Origin of the sequence: Haloferax sp. DFSO52, from assembly GCF_048158745.1 — an archaeon.
Classification (GTDB): Archaea; Halobacteriota; Halobacteria; order Halobacteriales; family Haloferacaceae; genus Haloferax.
This window is the reverse complement of sequence record NZ_JBLOPB010000002.1, coordinates 290,407-306,150: the sequence shown is the minus strand read 5'-3', so window position 1 is coordinate 306,150 and position 15,744 is coordinate 290,407. Positions and strand designations below refer to the sequence as shown.

10 protein-coding genes are annotated in these 15,744 nt (G+C 60.6%); all 10 read left to right on the top strand.

The features are described from left to right. The first annotated feature begins 463 nt into the window (after positions 1-463). On the top strand, positions 464-1,228 hold the full coding sequence (locus ACK3SC_RS11145; RefSeq protein WP_416840249.1) for a helix-turn-helix transcriptional regulator: 765 nt from the start codon (positions 464-466) through the stop codon (positions 1,226-1,228). 426 nt (positions 1,229-1,654) lie between these two features. After that, positions 1,655-2,464, top strand: coding sequence for a hypothetical protein (locus ACK3SC_RS11140; protein WP_416840248.1), 810 nt, complete (start codon positions 1,655-1,657; stop codon positions 2,462-2,464). Between the two features lie 3 nt (positions 2,465-2,467). After that, positions 2,468-3,754: an oligosaccharide flippase family protein gene (locus ACK3SC_RS11135; protein ID WP_416840247.1), complete on the top strand. Its 1,287-nt coding sequence runs from the start codon at positions 2,468-2,470 to the stop codon at positions 3,752-3,754. Next, a complete protein-coding gene (locus ACK3SC_RS11130) occupies positions 3,751-5,673 on the top strand; it encodes a glycosyltransferase (protein ID WP_416840246.1) in 1,923 nt (640 codons plus the stop codon). Before ACK3SC_RS11135 ends, ACK3SC_RS11130 begins: the two co-directional genes overlap by 4 nt. Before the next feature lie 99 nt (positions 5,674-5,772). Then, positions 5,773-7,203, top strand: coding sequence for a sulfatase-like hydrolase/transferase (locus tag ACK3SC_RS11125; RefSeq protein ID WP_416840245.1), 1,431 nt, complete (start codon positions 5,773-5,775; stop codon positions 7,201-7,203). Next, the gene (locus ACK3SC_RS11120; RefSeq protein WP_416840244.1) at positions 7,196-7,369 is read left to right on the top strand and encodes a hypothetical protein; all 174 of its coding nucleotides are present in this window, start codon (positions 7,196-7,198) and stop codon (positions 7,367-7,369) included. Before ACK3SC_RS11125 ends, ACK3SC_RS11120 begins: the two co-directional genes overlap by 8 nt. Further along, a complete protein-coding gene (locus tag ACK3SC_RS11115; RefSeq protein ID WP_416840243.1) occupies positions 7,366-8,862 on the top strand; it encodes an alkaline phosphatase family protein in 1,497 nt (498 codons plus the stop codon). Before ACK3SC_RS11120 ends, ACK3SC_RS11115 begins: the two co-directional genes overlap by 4 nt. Before the next feature lie 84 nt (positions 8,863-8,946). Continuing rightward, the gene (locus ACK3SC_RS11110) at positions 8,947-10,443 is read left to right on the top strand and encodes an alkaline phosphatase family protein (RefSeq protein WP_416840242.1); all 1,497 of its coding nucleotides are present in this window, start codon (positions 8,947-8,949) and stop codon (positions 10,441-10,443) included. Next, on the top strand, positions 10,440-13,196 hold the full coding sequence (locus ACK3SC_RS11105; RefSeq protein ID WP_416840241.1) for a hypothetical protein: 2,757 nt from the start codon (positions 10,440-10,442) through the stop codon (positions 13,194-13,196). Before ACK3SC_RS11110 ends, ACK3SC_RS11105 begins: the two co-directional genes overlap by 4 nt. 73 nt (positions 13,197-13,269) lie before the next feature. Then, positions 13,270-15,096: a hypothetical protein gene (locus ACK3SC_RS11100; protein WP_416840240.1), complete on the top strand. Its 1,827-nt coding sequence runs from the start codon at positions 13,270-13,272 to the stop codon at positions 15,094-15,096. The last annotated feature ends 648 nt before the right edge of the window (positions 15,097-15,744 follow it).

Here is a 15,744-nt window from a genome sequence, read left to right as displayed (position 1 = left end):
GCTATGGAGTTCTATTAGTAGAAACGGGGTCTGCCCACTCAGTCCCTTGTGATGATGGGTCTTCACTGAGCCACCACCATTCGACAGCAAGTGGGTGCTCTCGTATCCTCGTCGACTTCGTTGCGATGGGTGACTGACGAAAGGAGTCGAGTCCGTGTCGAGACGACTATTTGGTCGGTACGGTGAGATGTCACTCCTTCCTAGAGCGATACCGAAGTGACGTGTCGGCAGGGGCTGATTTGGCCGTTCCTGCAGTTCAAAGCGCCAGAGAGTAACACAGACAGGTTTTTCGGGAGATAATTGACCAACGTTCGGTCGACCGGCGCCACCACAACACTCAGAATTTGTGGAATGAGAATGTTTCAAACATATTTTTGACAACATGTATATCATTGTCTGACGATATCGTCATTAATTTACAATCTGCCAGAATGGTTTTCAGGTTTTACGAAGAGAAAATACTGTGACCGAGACCAAATCTCTTCTCCGACTCCTCTTTCGTCGTGATACGGTCGTCGCCCACATCAGAGACGGCCCAATCGACATCCGCACGTTGACAGACGCTGTCGACGTCTCCCGCCCGACGGTCCACCGAAGTCTCAATGAACTACAGGAACACGATATCGTCACCGAGACGGCCGATGGGTACGTCGTGACGCCGTACGGCGAACTCCTCTTCGACCGGTATCAGTCGATGCTCTCGAAGTTTACGGATATCCAGGAGAACAGTGATCTCCTGTTGGGGCTGGATGACGCGTCGCTTATCTCTGATTCCCTCCTGGACGGAGCAACGTACACGAAGTCGCTCCCGTTTGCACCCGAGATGCCAATCTCCGAAGTCGAAGCGTTCGTCCGTAGTGCGGCCACTGTCCGCGGGTTCACTCCGTTTATCGTCGGACGATATGCGTCACTGTTTCACGAACAACAGACGTCCGGGTCACTCGATGCCGAAATCATCACGCCCCCGGAAGTCTTCGAGTACACCTCCCAACACTGGAAGGCGCAGTTCGAAGAGGCGACCCACGAAGGGCTCGATTGGCTCGTGGTAGACGACCGACTCCCGTTCGGACTCCTCATCGAAGAAGAGCCATCAGAGTCGGTGTGCGTCGTCGTAGACGACGAAGGGACCCTGCGAGGAGTCATTCAAAACGACAACCCGGACGCAGTCTCGTGGGGTCGCGACCTGTACGACCGATTCAGGCGACAGGCGCGTCGACCCGAGCTGTGAGTTCTTTTCGCGCCTGATTTCTGAGCGTTCTACATTCAGGCTGAAATGTCGTGAGTGTGTCGGTCCCGGATTTCAGTGACCACCCCAAGCAGCATCGACGCACTGTCCATTCACGATGTGAACGATTGTATGCTTCACGTACACTCGTTCGAGACGTGAACACCAGTTCAGAAAAAGAACGTACGTTCATATATTCTCATCTAACTCATTGATTTTTCATTGTTACATGAAATAATAATAAGGTAACACAAACTCACTGATCTGTTGATGGTGATTCACTAACAATGCCATTGGTAAATAGAATCAACAACAGACGCGCCGGGCGGACTCTCGGCATCCACACTTCGGTATCACGCCGGTTCCGAACCCGTCGTGAACGCGTCGCCTTCTCGTTCGAAGTGTGCCCGACCGGGAGGTGACGAGAGGATGACTCGACTCACTGTTGTGGCAGTACTCTCCGAACACCGGCGGGCCCTGACGAGTCTCGTCGTGACAGTGATGCTTCTCGGTTCGCTGGCCGCGGCCACGGTCCCGTCCAGCGCACTCGAGACGGAGTTGACTGGTCCAGACGAAGTCGACCGGAACGCCCGGATGACGGTGACTGCAACCGTCGACATCGAAGAAGGTGAACGGGTCCCAATCGAGACGTACCAGTTCACCATCTCACCCGAAGCAACCGATTCGGGGGAAGCGCTCACGGTGACGTTCGCTCCGAACGGGACCATCCACGAGGTGACGCCCGAAGATGGCACCATAAACAACGGCGATATCAGAATCCAACAGTTCGTCGAATCGCTCACGATTACTCCGGTCGAGAACCAGGCGCCGTACGGATACGGCACTCTCAGTGCGTACGACGAGGAAGCTGACGTCACCCGAGACTACGGCTACGGATATGGCTACGGTTACGGCGACGCTGACGCGACGGAGTTCGAATACCGAATTTCCTTCAACGCGACGGCACTCGACCGCGGAACGTTCGTCGGTCGACTCGGTATCGATACCGGTGACGAATCGGCGTTCGTTTCCGACGAGTTCGAGTTCGAGGTGACGAAGCCAACCGAAAAAGCTGAAAAAGGCCACAAGAACGGCGAAGGTACCGAGAAGAACAGCCACGCCGGCCAGAATCGGCAGTCTGGTAAGCACGTCGCAAACTCCGACACGTCCCCGCCGGGACGGTCGGCTATTGCGACCCCAGTGGTAGCGAACTGGTTCGACGGAGGAGACGTTCGGTAAGTAATGTCCCAGGATACCGATACGCTCAGCGTTCGACAGTTCGCCGCTGACCCGGTGGCCGTCGTCCGTCGGTACGTCCTCGGTGACGACCTGCTTCAACACGGAAGCGTGATAGCCGTCGCGACGGTCGTAAGCGGCGCACTCAACTACGCCTTTCAGGTGTTCATGGGTCGTGCCCTCGGCCCAGAACAGTACGGCGTGTTCGGCGCCCTGTTCGCGCTGTTCTACATCGTGAACATATTCGGTCGCGGAATCAGGTTCAGCGCGAGTCGGTTCACCGCAGAACTCGTCGACGACGGCCCCGCGCTGTCTGCCTTCCACCGGGAATTCTTGCGGCAGTCGACGCTGTTCAGCATCGGTATCTTCGTCATACTGCTCGCCGCTGCACCGTTGTTGAGCGACTTTCTAGACGTCTCACCGACGTTGCTTAGCCTGGCAATCGCGGGGACGGCCCCGTTCGGATTGGCGCTGACCGTGAACTTCGGCACGCTCCAAGGGATACAATGGTTCACACCACTCGGTGGCTACAAGATTCTGCTCGCCGGCGTCAAACTGGTTGCCGGTGTCGTCCTCGTCGTTCTCGGCTACGGCGTGTTCGGTGCTTTCACTGCACTCGTTCTCGCGTCAGTCGTGGTGTACGGGGCGACGACACTCCACCTGCGTCACCGGTTAAACACCTCGTCCCCAAGTCCGACCTTCGACTACGAGAGAGCGTACCGCTACACCCTGCCGGCTATCCTCACCGGGTTTTGTGTGACCGTCCCCACGACGGTTGACGTCATCCTCGCAAAACACTTCTTTTCTTCCCAACTCGCGGGCCTCTACGTCAGCGCCTCCGTCCTCGGGAAGATCCTCATCTTCCTCCCGATGGGTATCAGTACCGCGCTGTTCCCGAAAGTTTCGACCCGAAACGGCGACGAGACAGCACCCACCGCGTTGCTGTGGCGCGCCATGCTGTACACCGCCACCATCGCGGGTCTCGGCGCAGTTACCTACTGGAGTTTCCCCGAGTTCGTCCTCACGACGTTCTACGGTGCCGCATACTCGGAGGCAGTCCCACTGCTCCGCTGGTACGGTGTCTCCATTCTCGCCTTCGCGCTCGCGAGCGTGTTCCTCAACTTCGAACTGGCCCGTTCCCGGAAGCGGTTCGTCTACGTCTTCAGTCTCGTCTCGGTCGCAGAAATCGCCCTGATGTGGTTCTTCCACGCAACCCCAGTGCAGTTCTTACACATCTTGTTGCTCGGCAACACGACGCTGTTCGCCCTCGGAATCCTGGAAGTGAAATCATGAGTTCACAACGTACGCAACCCTCAGCACAGTTCGAAGTACCACCCGACCAGTTGTCTCGGTCCGTCGTAGTGCCGGTCTACGCCGAACCACCGTCGACCGTCGCCCCACTCGTCGACGACTTACACAGTGCTGGTTGGCACGAAGTTGTCGTCTGCGCGGACCGTCCAGACCCCGCGATGCGAAAGACACTCGAAACGTTCGAGTCCGAACCGTGGGTGACGGTCAAGGTGAGCGACACACGTCGAGGCAAAGGCGGTGCGCTCGCTGCTGGCCTCGACGCCGCCGACGGTGACGTCGTGGGATACGTCGACGCCGACGGTGCAGTCCCGGTCTCAGACCTCGACCGACTCTACTCAGTCGTCGAAACTGGCGAGGCATCGGTCGCCGTCGGGTCCCGCGATATCGAAGGGAACTGCAGAAACTCACAGACACCGATTCGGCAGTATCTGGCAAAGGGATACCGTTCACTGGCCCGTCACGTCACGAACGCGCCACTCGAAGATTTCCAGTGTGGTGCAAAGGCGTTCCGCTCGGAGGTCTGGAACCGAGTCGCCAGCGAGATGGTCGAGACCGGATTCGCCTTCGACACCGAACTCGTCGCCCGCGTCCACCACAACGGCTACGAAGTCCGTGAAGTCTCCATCGACTGGGACGACCCCGGCGACAGCAGCGTCTCACCGACGCGCGACGTGCCGGATATGCTCCGGTCACTCTACCGAATCCGCAAATCGATTCGCGGGCCTGCGACACCCTCTGCTTCAGACGACGTACCCAGCGTCGCCCTCGTCACGTCGCATCCGCCGACCAGAGGCCATCTCGCAGAATACGGCGAAGAACTCGCGAGGGCGTACGGACGGCGAGACGACGTCGACGTGACTGTCCTCGCACAACGAAGCGAGACGGCACCGCCCGTCGAATTCAGGCGCGGATACGAAGTCCGACGGGTCTGGGACCGCGACTCGTTCGACGGTGCGCGGGCGCTCCTCGACGAACTTCTCGCGGGCGACTACGACGCCGTCCAGTTCAATATCCACATGACGTACTTCGGCGACGAGAACGTCCACCGATTCATCGGGCTCGCACTTCCCCCACTCCTGAGTCGCGTCTACGACGTTCCGGTGCTGACGACGATGCACGACCTGATGGAAGTCGTCGAAGAAGACGCCGTCGACGAGGACATCGGCCTCGTCGAACAGGTCGGTGCCCGGACGGCGACACAGATGGTCCTGATGGGCGACGCGTCGACGGTCACCTCCGAGGAGTACAAGGAGATAGTCGCGGACCGCTACTACGCATCGAACGTCCACCACGTTCCGCACGGGACGTTCGCCTACGCGGACGGTGGGATGCCACACCTCCCCGATCGTTTCCGAATCATGGTGTTCGGCCACCTCAGTCCGACGAAAGACATCGAGACGGTGGTCGATGCGTTCGAACAGGTTCGGACCGCGATTCCAGACGCCGAACTCGTCGTCGCCGGCGGGTCACATCCGGGTTTCCCGGGATACAAGGAGACGCTCGAAGCGAAGTACGGTGACCGCCCCGGCGTCGAGTTCCTGGGCTACGTCGAAGACGACGAGATGGACCACGTCTGGGAGGACGCCTCCGTCGTCGTGATGCCGTACCGGACCTGTACCGGCGTCAGCGGTGTCTTCCAACTCGCGAAGTCCTACGGGACCGCCGTCGTCAGTTCCGACGTCGAGGGGATGCGAACGTCGACGGTCGAGACGGGCGGCGACGCCGCGTTCTACGCCGATGGCGAACCCTCGGCGCTCGCGGACGAACTTCTCGAACTCCACGCCGACCGGGAACGTCTCCAGCGACTCGCGCACTCGAACTCCGAGGCGGCGTCGTCCTACACTATCGGCGACACGGCAGCCCGGATGGTCAGCCTCCTCAAAGAACAGGTAACAGCATGACTCGACGTGACCGCGTGGGGTTCGAGGGGCCGTGTTGAACGACACTCCAAACCAGCGAGTCGGAACCCTCGGCCACGCGAACCCCCCGGGTGGCTACTCGTGACGGACGCGGACCACGGGTGGATTTCCACCTCTATCGTCGCAGACAGCGTCGACACGGCAAAACGCCGGCTCATAGAGTCGGTTCCGGATGGTGTGAAACGCCGCCTCGTCGGGCCGTACAACCGTGTGCTGACCGTCAAAGCCAACCGAGAGTACCGGAATCGACAGCGGACACTCCCCTCGCGAACGCCGGTGTCAGACGCGCCGGACCACGTCGTCTGTGTCGTCGTGGACGCACTCCGTGCCGACGCAGTGAGGGCAACCGACAGTCCGTTCCTCTCCGACCGCTTGCACGACGACGTCGTCACGCCAGCACCGTGGACGTTTCCGGCAGTCTCCTCGCTCGTCACGGGTACGTATCCGCATGAACATGGGTCGATTCGACAATCCGACGACTCCGACACCGGGTCGACAGACCTCGTCATCCCCCCGAAACTCCCCTCCGACCGAGAGACTGTGACGGACGTCTTCGGTAGCGCTGGCTATGATACCTACGGTGGGTTTTCGTTTCACATGCCCTTCTTCGCCATCGGTGGACGGTTTCGAACCAACACCGTCTACGACAAAGCCCCCGCCGAGACCGTCTTCGACGACTTTCGTCACTGGCTCGGCGAGACGGTCCCCGACAGGACGTTTTCGTACCTTCATCTCGGTGACCTTCACGAACCGGTCGACCCACCCGCGTCCTACTGGGACCGGTACGACGTCGACAGCGAGATACCAAATATTTCGACGTGGGACTTCACCGACACCGCCGACCCCGGACCCGAAGGAGAACGCTACCGTGACCATCGGAGACAGCTCTATCGGGCCGCACTCGCCTACGTCGACGACCAACTCGACCAACTACACGCCGACCTGACCCGACGGCTCGACGGCCACGTCGCCTTGCTCGTGACTAGTGACCACGGCGAGGCGTTTTGGGAACACACCGGCTTCGACGCGGCCCACTTCGAAGACTCACGGCCCGCGTACTGCGTCGACCACGGAGGTACCCCTTACGAATCCTTGACCCGGGTCCCCCTCGCAGTCGATGGAATCGACCTCGAAAGCGGCGACGGTGGCCTCGCCTCACTCATCGACATCGGGCCGACGCTCCTCGACGTGGTCGGTCTCTCCGACGCGTTGGCGACGACCGGTGACTCACTCCGCACCGGTGTCCCACCCGACCGAATCGCGCTCGTCGAGAGCGCGCGATACGGCTACGAGAAGAAGGCGGCCTACCTCGACGAGTGGAAACTCGTCGTCTCACAGGGCGACGACGAGTCGGTCGGATTTTCTCTCCCAGACGAAGCACCGACGACGCTCCCCGGAGACGTCGAACGGAGACTCACGGAAGCCCTGCCAGCGTGGCCAGACGGCGAGCACGCGGACGCCCGTGTCTCGGGGATGGCTCAGCAACGACTGGAGGACCTCGGCTATGTCTGACGATTCAACACCCACACGACCAATGAAACATCGACATTCGACGACGACGAACGAACAGCACACCGTACTCACGAAGGGCGAACAGCACACCGCTACTCCGACGAACCAACACTCGACGCTCGAACTCTCAGTGGACACCCCTCGTCTCCCGGAGGTGTTCGCATGAAAGTCTGCGTCGTCGGTCTCGACGGTGCCACGTGGGACCTCCTCGACCCGTGGCTCGACGACTTGCCGACCATCAAATCCTTCGCCGACGAGCGACGGGCGACACTCGATAGCTGTATCCCGCCGCTGTCGATGCCGGCGTGGAAAGTCTATTCGACGGGGATGAACCCGGGTGACCTCGGTGTGTTCACCTTCGTCGAACCCGATTTCGAGGAAGAGCGGTTCAAGACAGTCTCCAACGAGTCGTTCACGACGCGAGAACTCTGGGATTACCTCGGTGAACACGGACACAAGAGTGCCGTCGTCAACATGCCGACGACGTACCCACCACGTGACATCGACGGGTGGCAAATCAGCGGCCCGTTCTCGGGGAAACAGGACGACTACACCCGGCCGAAGGAACTCGGGCGTACCCTCGACCGAAACGGCTACACGATTCTGCCGGAGTACTATCTCTCGCGTGACCCCGACGACATCGACGAGGCAGTCGAGTCGGTCGAGATGAAACTCCAGACCGCACTCGGGTTCACCGAAACGGCCAACTTCGTCCACACGACGCTGTATCTCACCGACACGGTTCAGCACACGGAGTGGGACTCACCGGTCGCGAAGTCGTTCTGGGAGTCGGTCGACGAGAGACTCGCGTGGTTCCTCGACGAACTGGGCGACGAGTGGAACGTCGTCCTCATGTCCGACCACGGGTTCGGCTACACGAAGGGCCGGTTCTATCTCAACACGTGGCTCGAAGAACAGGGCTACATCCACATCGAAGACGCCGGGTTCGACTTCGGAGACCTGTTCGGCCTGGTCGGACTCGACTACGACCGAGCGCTCGCCCTCATGCAGAAGTTCCGTCTGTCTGGGTTCGTCCTCGACACGCTCCCAGAGAGCTTCCTCCGGAAGGTTGCACGCCAGATGCCGGGGAACCGGAAACTGGAGGGGTTAGAGGACAAAATCGACTGGGAGGCCGACGCCGTCGCACTCGCGCCGCTCATCTACACGCGCAACAAGAAAGTCGCAGACGAGATTCGGAGTAAACTGCTCGAAGTCACCGACGAGTACGGTGACCGGGTCGTTCAGGAGGTGTACTACGGCGAGAACATCTACCCCGACGCCGACGTGCGGGTCCCGGACCTCGTCATCAAACACACCGACTACGGCATCAGCGACATCGTCAAGCCCGGTGTGTTGTTCGAGTACGACGGCGACTGGCGACACCACAAGACTGCCCACCACCGCCGCGACGGGATTCTGACGGCTCGTGGTCCCGACGTCGAGGATGTCGAGTTCGACGAGCCACGGCTGTACGACCTTGCACCGACCATCCTCGACGGATTCGGCATCGACATTCCCGAAGACATGCGCGGCGAAAGCATCGGCCTGCTCGGGTCGAACGGTCGACGACGACCCGTTCCCGTCCAGCGGAACGTCGACCGCATCGTCGAACACGATGCTGACGTCGAGCAGAAACTCAAGAACCTTGGCTATCTCTAATATGACTTCGGACACACGCACGCTCACGGGACCTGTATCGTCGACGACTATCGCTGACGCAGAACCCGACTCGGAGGGACACCGATGAAGGTCTGTGTCGTCGGCCTCGACGGTGCCACGTGGGACCTCCTCGACCCGTGGCTCGACGACCTCCCGACGATTCGGTCCTTCGCGTCGGTCAATCGAGGCGAACTGAAGAGCTGTCTCCCGCCGATTTCTGTCCCGGCGTGGAAGTGTTATACGACGGGGATGAACCCGGGCGACCTCGGCGTCTTCACGTTCGTCGAACCCGACTTCGACCGGGAGTCACTCAACACCGTCAGCAGTGAGACGTTCACCCACCGCGAAGTCTGGGACTACCTCGGTGACGCAGGCTATCGGAGTGCCGCCATCAACGTTCCGAGCACGTCCCCCCCGCGCGACATCGACGGGTGGATGGTGAGTGGGCCGTTCTCCGACGATGACGACTTCGCACGCCCGAAGTCCTTCGAACGAACGTTGCGAGAAGACGGCTACACTATCCTGCCCGACTACTATCTGTCGCGAGACACCGACGACCTCGACGACGGCATCGACTCCGTTCGCGGGAAGTTCGACGCGGCACTCGAGCTGAAAGACGACGTCGACTTCGCACACGTCACAATCTACCTGACCGACACCGTCCAGCACAGCGAGTGGAATTCTCCTGCCTCGAAGGCGTTCTGGGAAGACGTCGACCGCGAACTCGGTCGCTTCCTCGACGAACTGGGCGACGAGTGGAACGTCGTCCTCATGTCCGACCACGGATTCGGGAAGAGTGAGGGTATCTTCTACCTCAATACGTGGCTTCAGGAAGAGGGGTACATGAACATCGAGGACACCGGAGTCGATTTCGGCGACGTCGCCGGCCTGTTGAACCTCGACTACGGGAGCACCAAACGGTTACTCCAGCGACTGCGCCTCATGCGTCTCGTCAAGTCGACGCTCCCGAGTAGTCTACTCGTCAGAATCGCTAGACAAATGCCGGGGAACCGGAAGCTAGAGGGGATTCAAGACAAACTCGACTGGGACTCCGACGCCATCGCGTTGGCCCCGCTCATCTACACAAAGACCGACGCCATCGCCGAAGAGATACGCGAGAAACTGCTCGCGCTCGAAGACGACTTCGGCAACAAGGTGCTCGACGACGTCTACTACGGGAAAGAACTCTATCCCGACGCACCGGTTCGTGTCCCCGACCTCATCGTCGACCACACAGACTACGTCATCAGCGACGTCGTCCAACCGGGAACGATGTTCAACTACGACGAAGAGGAGTGGCCCGAACACAAGATTGCCCACCATCGCCGCAACGGAATCATCTCGGCGAGAGGTCCGGACGTCGGCGAGTTCGACTTCGACGACGCGAACCTCGTCGACGTCGTGCCGACAGTCCTCAACGGATTCGGTGTGGGCGTCCCAGACGAGATGCGTGGGCAGAGTCTCGGCTTCCTCGGCGACGCTGCCGACGAGTCGGCCGGGTCCGTCCAGCGGGACACAGACCGCGTCATCGACCACGACAGTGAAGTCGAACAGAAATTGAAAGACCTCGGATACTTATGAAGTTCGAGCGGTCGGACGTCCTCGCAGTCGGTGTCTTCCTCTCGCTGTACATCTATCTGCTGCGCGACATCCACGTCGGGAGCCTCTACGCGTTCGGTGACTTCCCCGCCTACTACGGAATGCAAGCCATCCACAAGTTCCTCCACACATGGCACTACCAACAACTGGGCTATTCGTACATCTACAACGCCCTCCCCGTGTACATGGGTGTCGTCACGTTCGTCGGTGGGAGCCTCGCACAGAACCTGCTTTACCTCTCGCTGATTCCGGCCGGGTTCGTCTCGTTCGTCGTCTTCAGCAGACGGTACATCGACCACCCAGTCGCACGGGCCTTCGCTGCCGGTGTCTACGCTCTCAATCCCGTCACCATCGGTGAGTTTGTCAACGGTGGCATCGGGGCACTCATCGGCTTCGCGGGACTGCCCCTTCTCCTGCACTATCTCTACAAGACGCAGGAAGGCGGGTCGCGCGTCGACGCCCTCAAAGCCAGCGCGCTCTTTGGCGCGACGACCATCTCTCCGTGGCTCGGTTTCTGGATGGTCGTGCCGTTCGCGTCGTACCTCGCGTATCGGACGCGGGAGAACCTGCACCGATTGGGTCTGCTCGTCGCCACCGGCGTCCTCGGCATCGTGCTCGCCCTCCCGAACGTCCACCACATCCTCCAGCGGGCGGGAAACTTCGACTCGGGTGGTGATATCCTCTTCAACACCCTCGAGTGGAACTACTCGGAGGCGGGACTCCTGTCGGTCCTCCGTCTCTCGGGGAACCGTGGTATTCGGGCGATGAACACACTGGGGTACAACTCGGAACCGGAACTGCTGATCGGACTGGTCATCCCTCTCGTTGCTGCACTGGCGTGGCGACGGCGTGAGTTGCGCGTCTATTTCGGAATCGCCGGTGCCATCGTGGGATTCATGGTCGCCACGTCGACCACGCTCACCTATCCGCTGTTCGAGGTGTTCCCGCCGCTCCTTTCGCTTCGGAACCCGGTCAAGATTCAGTATCCGCTTCTCGTCTGTGCTGGCCTCCTGTTCGGCGCAGGCGTCCAGACACTCCTCGAGATGACACCGACTCCGGTCGAAAACAGCGGGACGCTCCTCCGCAGGACCGAACAGACGCCGATGTTTTCGGTCGTCGTGACGGCCATGCTGTTGCTGTCACTCGTGTCGTACACCGCTCCCGCGTCGGGTGCCCTCGGTGTTCAAGAAGTTCGCGACGACGACTACTTCGTCCCCGAGTCGTACGACGAGGTCAGCGACCGACTCGACGGTCGGGTGATGTGGATGCCGTACGGTTACACGACACAGCTCCGACTCCGGCAGGCCTATCCGAACCACGTCGGAATCAAAAGCGGTGGCGTCCTCCACGGCATTCAGAACACCGAGTACGTCGGAGGCCTCTTCGCAGACGTCGCCGCAGGCCGGCAGACGCACACGCGATTGAAATCACTTGGGGTGACGTACGTCGTCGTCGACCACTCACCACCGAACCGGTACGCGAGTGGAGAACCACGCCGCGTCGACCAGTTCGGCGCGCCGTGGCTGTGGGGTTCCCCCGAGGCGTTCGAGACGGTCCTCGACGAGTCACCCGTGTTCACCCCGGCGTTCACCGTCGACAACCTGACTGTGTATCGCGTCGCAGACATCGAACCGAAGGGTCGCTGGGAGCAAAAACAGGGGCTTCATTCGGTCGTCTACCCGGTCGAGAGCAGCGTCGAACGACTCGGCGAGAATCAGTTGAAGAACCCCTCGTTCGACGATGGTCTCGAAGACTGGTGGACGCCACCGGCGTCGAGAGGTGTCTCTGTCTCGGCTGTCACGACACCGGACGGTGAAAGCACCGTCGAGTACTCCGCGAACGAATCTGCAGACCAAATCGTCCCCATTGCACAACAGGTCGACCTGCAGTACAACTACCCCTACCGCATCGACGTCGATGCCGTGGGGAACGGGACGGCGATATTGCACTGGTACGACGTGAACGAGAGCGGAAAGACGCGAGTTGCCAAGGAGACCATCCCAATCGACGACCTCCCGAAAGTCGTACAGGCACGTGGTGATTCGCTGTCGATTCGGCTCCGCTCTGCAGGGCGCGGAGAGCGAGTCCGCATCGACGACGTCACCGTCCACCGAACCACGTACCCTGCGGCGACGTCACCCGCCCGAGCGAGCGACGAAATCCCGGGCGTGACCATCGATGGGCGAAACACTTCGGTCGAGAACGCGACGACTGTCGTAGTCAACGGCGACGACGGGAACGCGCCACCCGTCGATGCCGACGTTCGAATCATCGACGCCGAGACGGTGCTCGACGGCGAACTCGTCTTCGGGTCGCAGTACCGACAGGGGGTGGCCGTCGTGGCGACTGACTCTTCGCGTCCGCCGGGCGTTCCGGCGAGTGCGACGGCGGTGACCTACGAGACGGACGCCGGAACCGTCGTCGACTATTGGCGCGACGGGACCTTCGACGACCGGCAGGTGACCGTCGTCCGAACCTCGTACGACGAGCAGTGGATCTCTTCGAGCGGAACGACCCACTTCCGGGCCAACGGATGGATGAACGGTTTCGTAGGATCTGCACCCGACGACGTCTCCTGGACAGGCGGGTTCTATCGACCGCTCGTCGTTCGAATCTGGGCGCTCGCGTGGCTGTTCGTACTCCTCGCACTCTTCGTGGCGACGGCTAGGGAGCCAGTACACACGGTTCGGAGCAAACTCACTGCCGTCCGCAATCACGACACATCCAGGCTCTAACACCGTGTCTCGACTCTCCGCTTTCGTTCGGTCACTGCGACAAACACTCTCGACGAGCGTTGCGTCGCGTCCGTTGCGAGCCTCTTCGAACTGGACCGCCGGCGTAGTCGTCGGCAGCTACTTTACGGCGCTGAGCCTCCTCGTCTTCTTCCCACTGCTAGAGCCGGGGTACGTCCTCACGCTCGACATGATTTTTGGCCCCAACACCGACTACATCATGTTCGGCCTGCACACGAAAGGGCCGCTGTACTACGGCAGACTCCCGTTCCTGCTCGGACTCGACGGACTCGCTCTGTTCCTCGACGATTGGATTATCCAGAAACTCGTCCTCGTGTCACTTCCGGTCATCTGTGGGGTGGCGATGTACACGGCGTCTGCGACGCGCACACGAACCGCCGCGTTGTTCGCGGGGACGCTCTACGCTATCAACCCGTTCGTCTACGTTCGATTGCTCGCTGGGCACTGGTACTTCCTCTTGGGGTACGCATTCGTCCCTCTGGCAGTCGTTGCGTTCGACCAGTACGTCGGTTCCGAGGCAGATGGCTCACTCGTGAGAGCCGTGGGGTGGACGACAGTCGTCAGCGTGTTCGATCCGCACGCGACGGTCCTCGTCGCAGTCACCGGTGGGTGTCTCTGGGCGGTCCGAGTGACCGAGGCAGCGTGGGGGGATACCGCGTTCGATTCGGCAGACGAACTGCGTCAGTACGTGCGTCGCTTTGGCTCGTTCTGTCTCGTCGCGACTGCCGTGAACGCGTACTGGTTACTTCCCGCAGCAACCGCTGAAGTCGGGAGCAGAACACGCCTGTCCTCGATTTCGGGTGCCGACTTGACGGTGTTCAGCGCCAACGGGACGATAGCCGGCAACGTACCACTGTCCGTCGCGATGCTGTATGGGTTCTGGCGGGACGGGGCGACGACGACACTCGACGTCCTTCCGACGTGGCTGGTCGGACTGCTCTTCGTCGGTGTGGTGTACGTCACCGTCTACGGTACGCTCCACCATCGAACTGACTCGATCGTGCGAGGACTCGTCGTCACCGGCGTCGTCGCGTTCGTCCTGAGCCTCGGGGTGAGTATGGCGATCTCCGAACCGGTCTTCAGTACGCTCGTCGACGTCGTCCCCCTCCTCCGGGGGATGCGAGACACGCAGAAGTTCACGGGCTTGCTCGCGCTGACCTACGCACTGGTCGGGAGTCGCGGGGTCGACGAACTCGTTCCGCGAGGAGTTTCCAGCGTCACCACGTCGCGTGAGACCACTCTCCGCTCGGAACTCGACACCACTCGACTCGTCACGCTCCTGTTCCTCTCACTCGTCGTGCTTTCACCGCTCGCCTACACTGCACCGATGGTAGGCGGGTTCGACGGCCAACTCGACACAACGACGTACCCGGATTCGTGGGACGAGGCGAACGAGCAGATTGGGACGGATGGGTCGGGACGCGTGCTCTTTCTTCCGTGGCACCAATATATGACGTTCTCGTGGTCAGAGAGGCGCATCGCGACACCCGCCTCGCTGTTTTTCGACCGCCCAGTCGTCGAGGGACACAACATCGAAGTCGGGGGTATCGAGACGCGTGCGACCGACCCAACACGGGCCCGTATCCGCGAATCGCTCACCGACCCAGAAGACCCAACGTTCGGAGACCAACTCGCGTCGGTTGGCATCGAGTACGTGATACTGTCACACGACGCCGATTACCGGCAGTACGAGCACCTTGGTTCACACGCTGACTTCACCGTGATGTTCGAGAGTGAACGACTCACAGTGTACGAGAACGACGTTTTCGACGACACTTCGCGAGCGTGGCCGCGGGCGGGGCCGCCAGTCCCGGGACTGGCACTCGGAATCGGATGCCTCGTATCTGTGGGGGCAATCGTGGTACTCGCACGCCGTGACTGACCCGCCGATTCTCTCGTGATACGCCCGACTTCCGGTTCGGGACGTCCGACGCCGCGTTCGGTACGCCGGGCGACGGCGGTTCGTTCGGGTTCGTGGACCCCGGCGTGCAGTGGGCTTCGCGTACACCCCGAGTCGGGTAGGTCGCTCTCAGTCTATGGGTTTCCCCGATCAGTGTGCTATTAGTAGAAACGAGGTCTGCCCCACCGAGCCCCTTGTGACGATGGATTATTCCTGAGCAACCACCTTACTAAAGAGATCGAGCAGCATCGATAGTAGAGACATCCAAGAAGGACGAAGCAGAGAGCTGTTCAGATTCGAATACTAGCGGTTACACTGTGTTGTGCTTTCCACAAGCTCAAATTAAAAACTCAAAATAGATGGCAAGAAAGCTGTGAAGCTGAATCACACAGTGTTGGTTAAAGCTGCTGTCAACAAGCCGTATCAGGCCTTAAGGAAGGTACGAGGGGAACGCCATCGGTGGCTGCAGCCCGGACTGCAAGCTCTGGTCGTGTGGGGAATTTAACTAGTATGAACGCTCAGAAGCGAAGCCGTATCAGTGAGATCCACCACAGGTCGAACTTCGTGAAGAAGAGGTGCGCGCTCCGACACGGATGCAAGCAGGATGACTGCCTCGCGCTCGAGACGAGA

Coding starts and splice junctions, on each gene's coding strand:
- ACK3SC_RS11140 (WP_416840248.1), top strand. CDS start 1,655: ATGACTCGACTCACTGTTGTGGCAGTACTCTCCGAACACCGGCGGGCC.
- ACK3SC_RS11135 (WP_416840247.1), top strand. CDS start 2,468: ATGTCCCAGGATACCGATACGCTCAGCGTTCGACAGTTCGCCGCTGAC.
- ACK3SC_RS11130 (WP_416840246.1), top strand. CDS start 3,751: ATGAGTTCACAACGTACGCAACCCTCAGCACAGTTCGAAGTACCACCC.
- ACK3SC_RS11120 (WP_416840244.1), top strand. CDS start 7,196: ATGTCTGACGATTCAACACCCACACGACCAATGAAACATCGACATTCG.
- ACK3SC_RS11115 (WP_416840243.1), top strand. CDS start 7,366: ATGAAAGTCTGCGTCGTCGGTCTCGACGGTGCCACGTGGGACCTCCTC.
- ACK3SC_RS11110 (WP_416840242.1), top strand. CDS start 8,947: ATGAAGGTCTGTGTCGTCGGCCTCGACGGTGCCACGTGGGACCTCCTC.
- ACK3SC_RS11105 (WP_416840241.1), top strand. CDS start 10,440: ATGAAGTTCGAGCGGTCGGACGTCCTCGCAGTCGGTGTCTTCCTCTCG.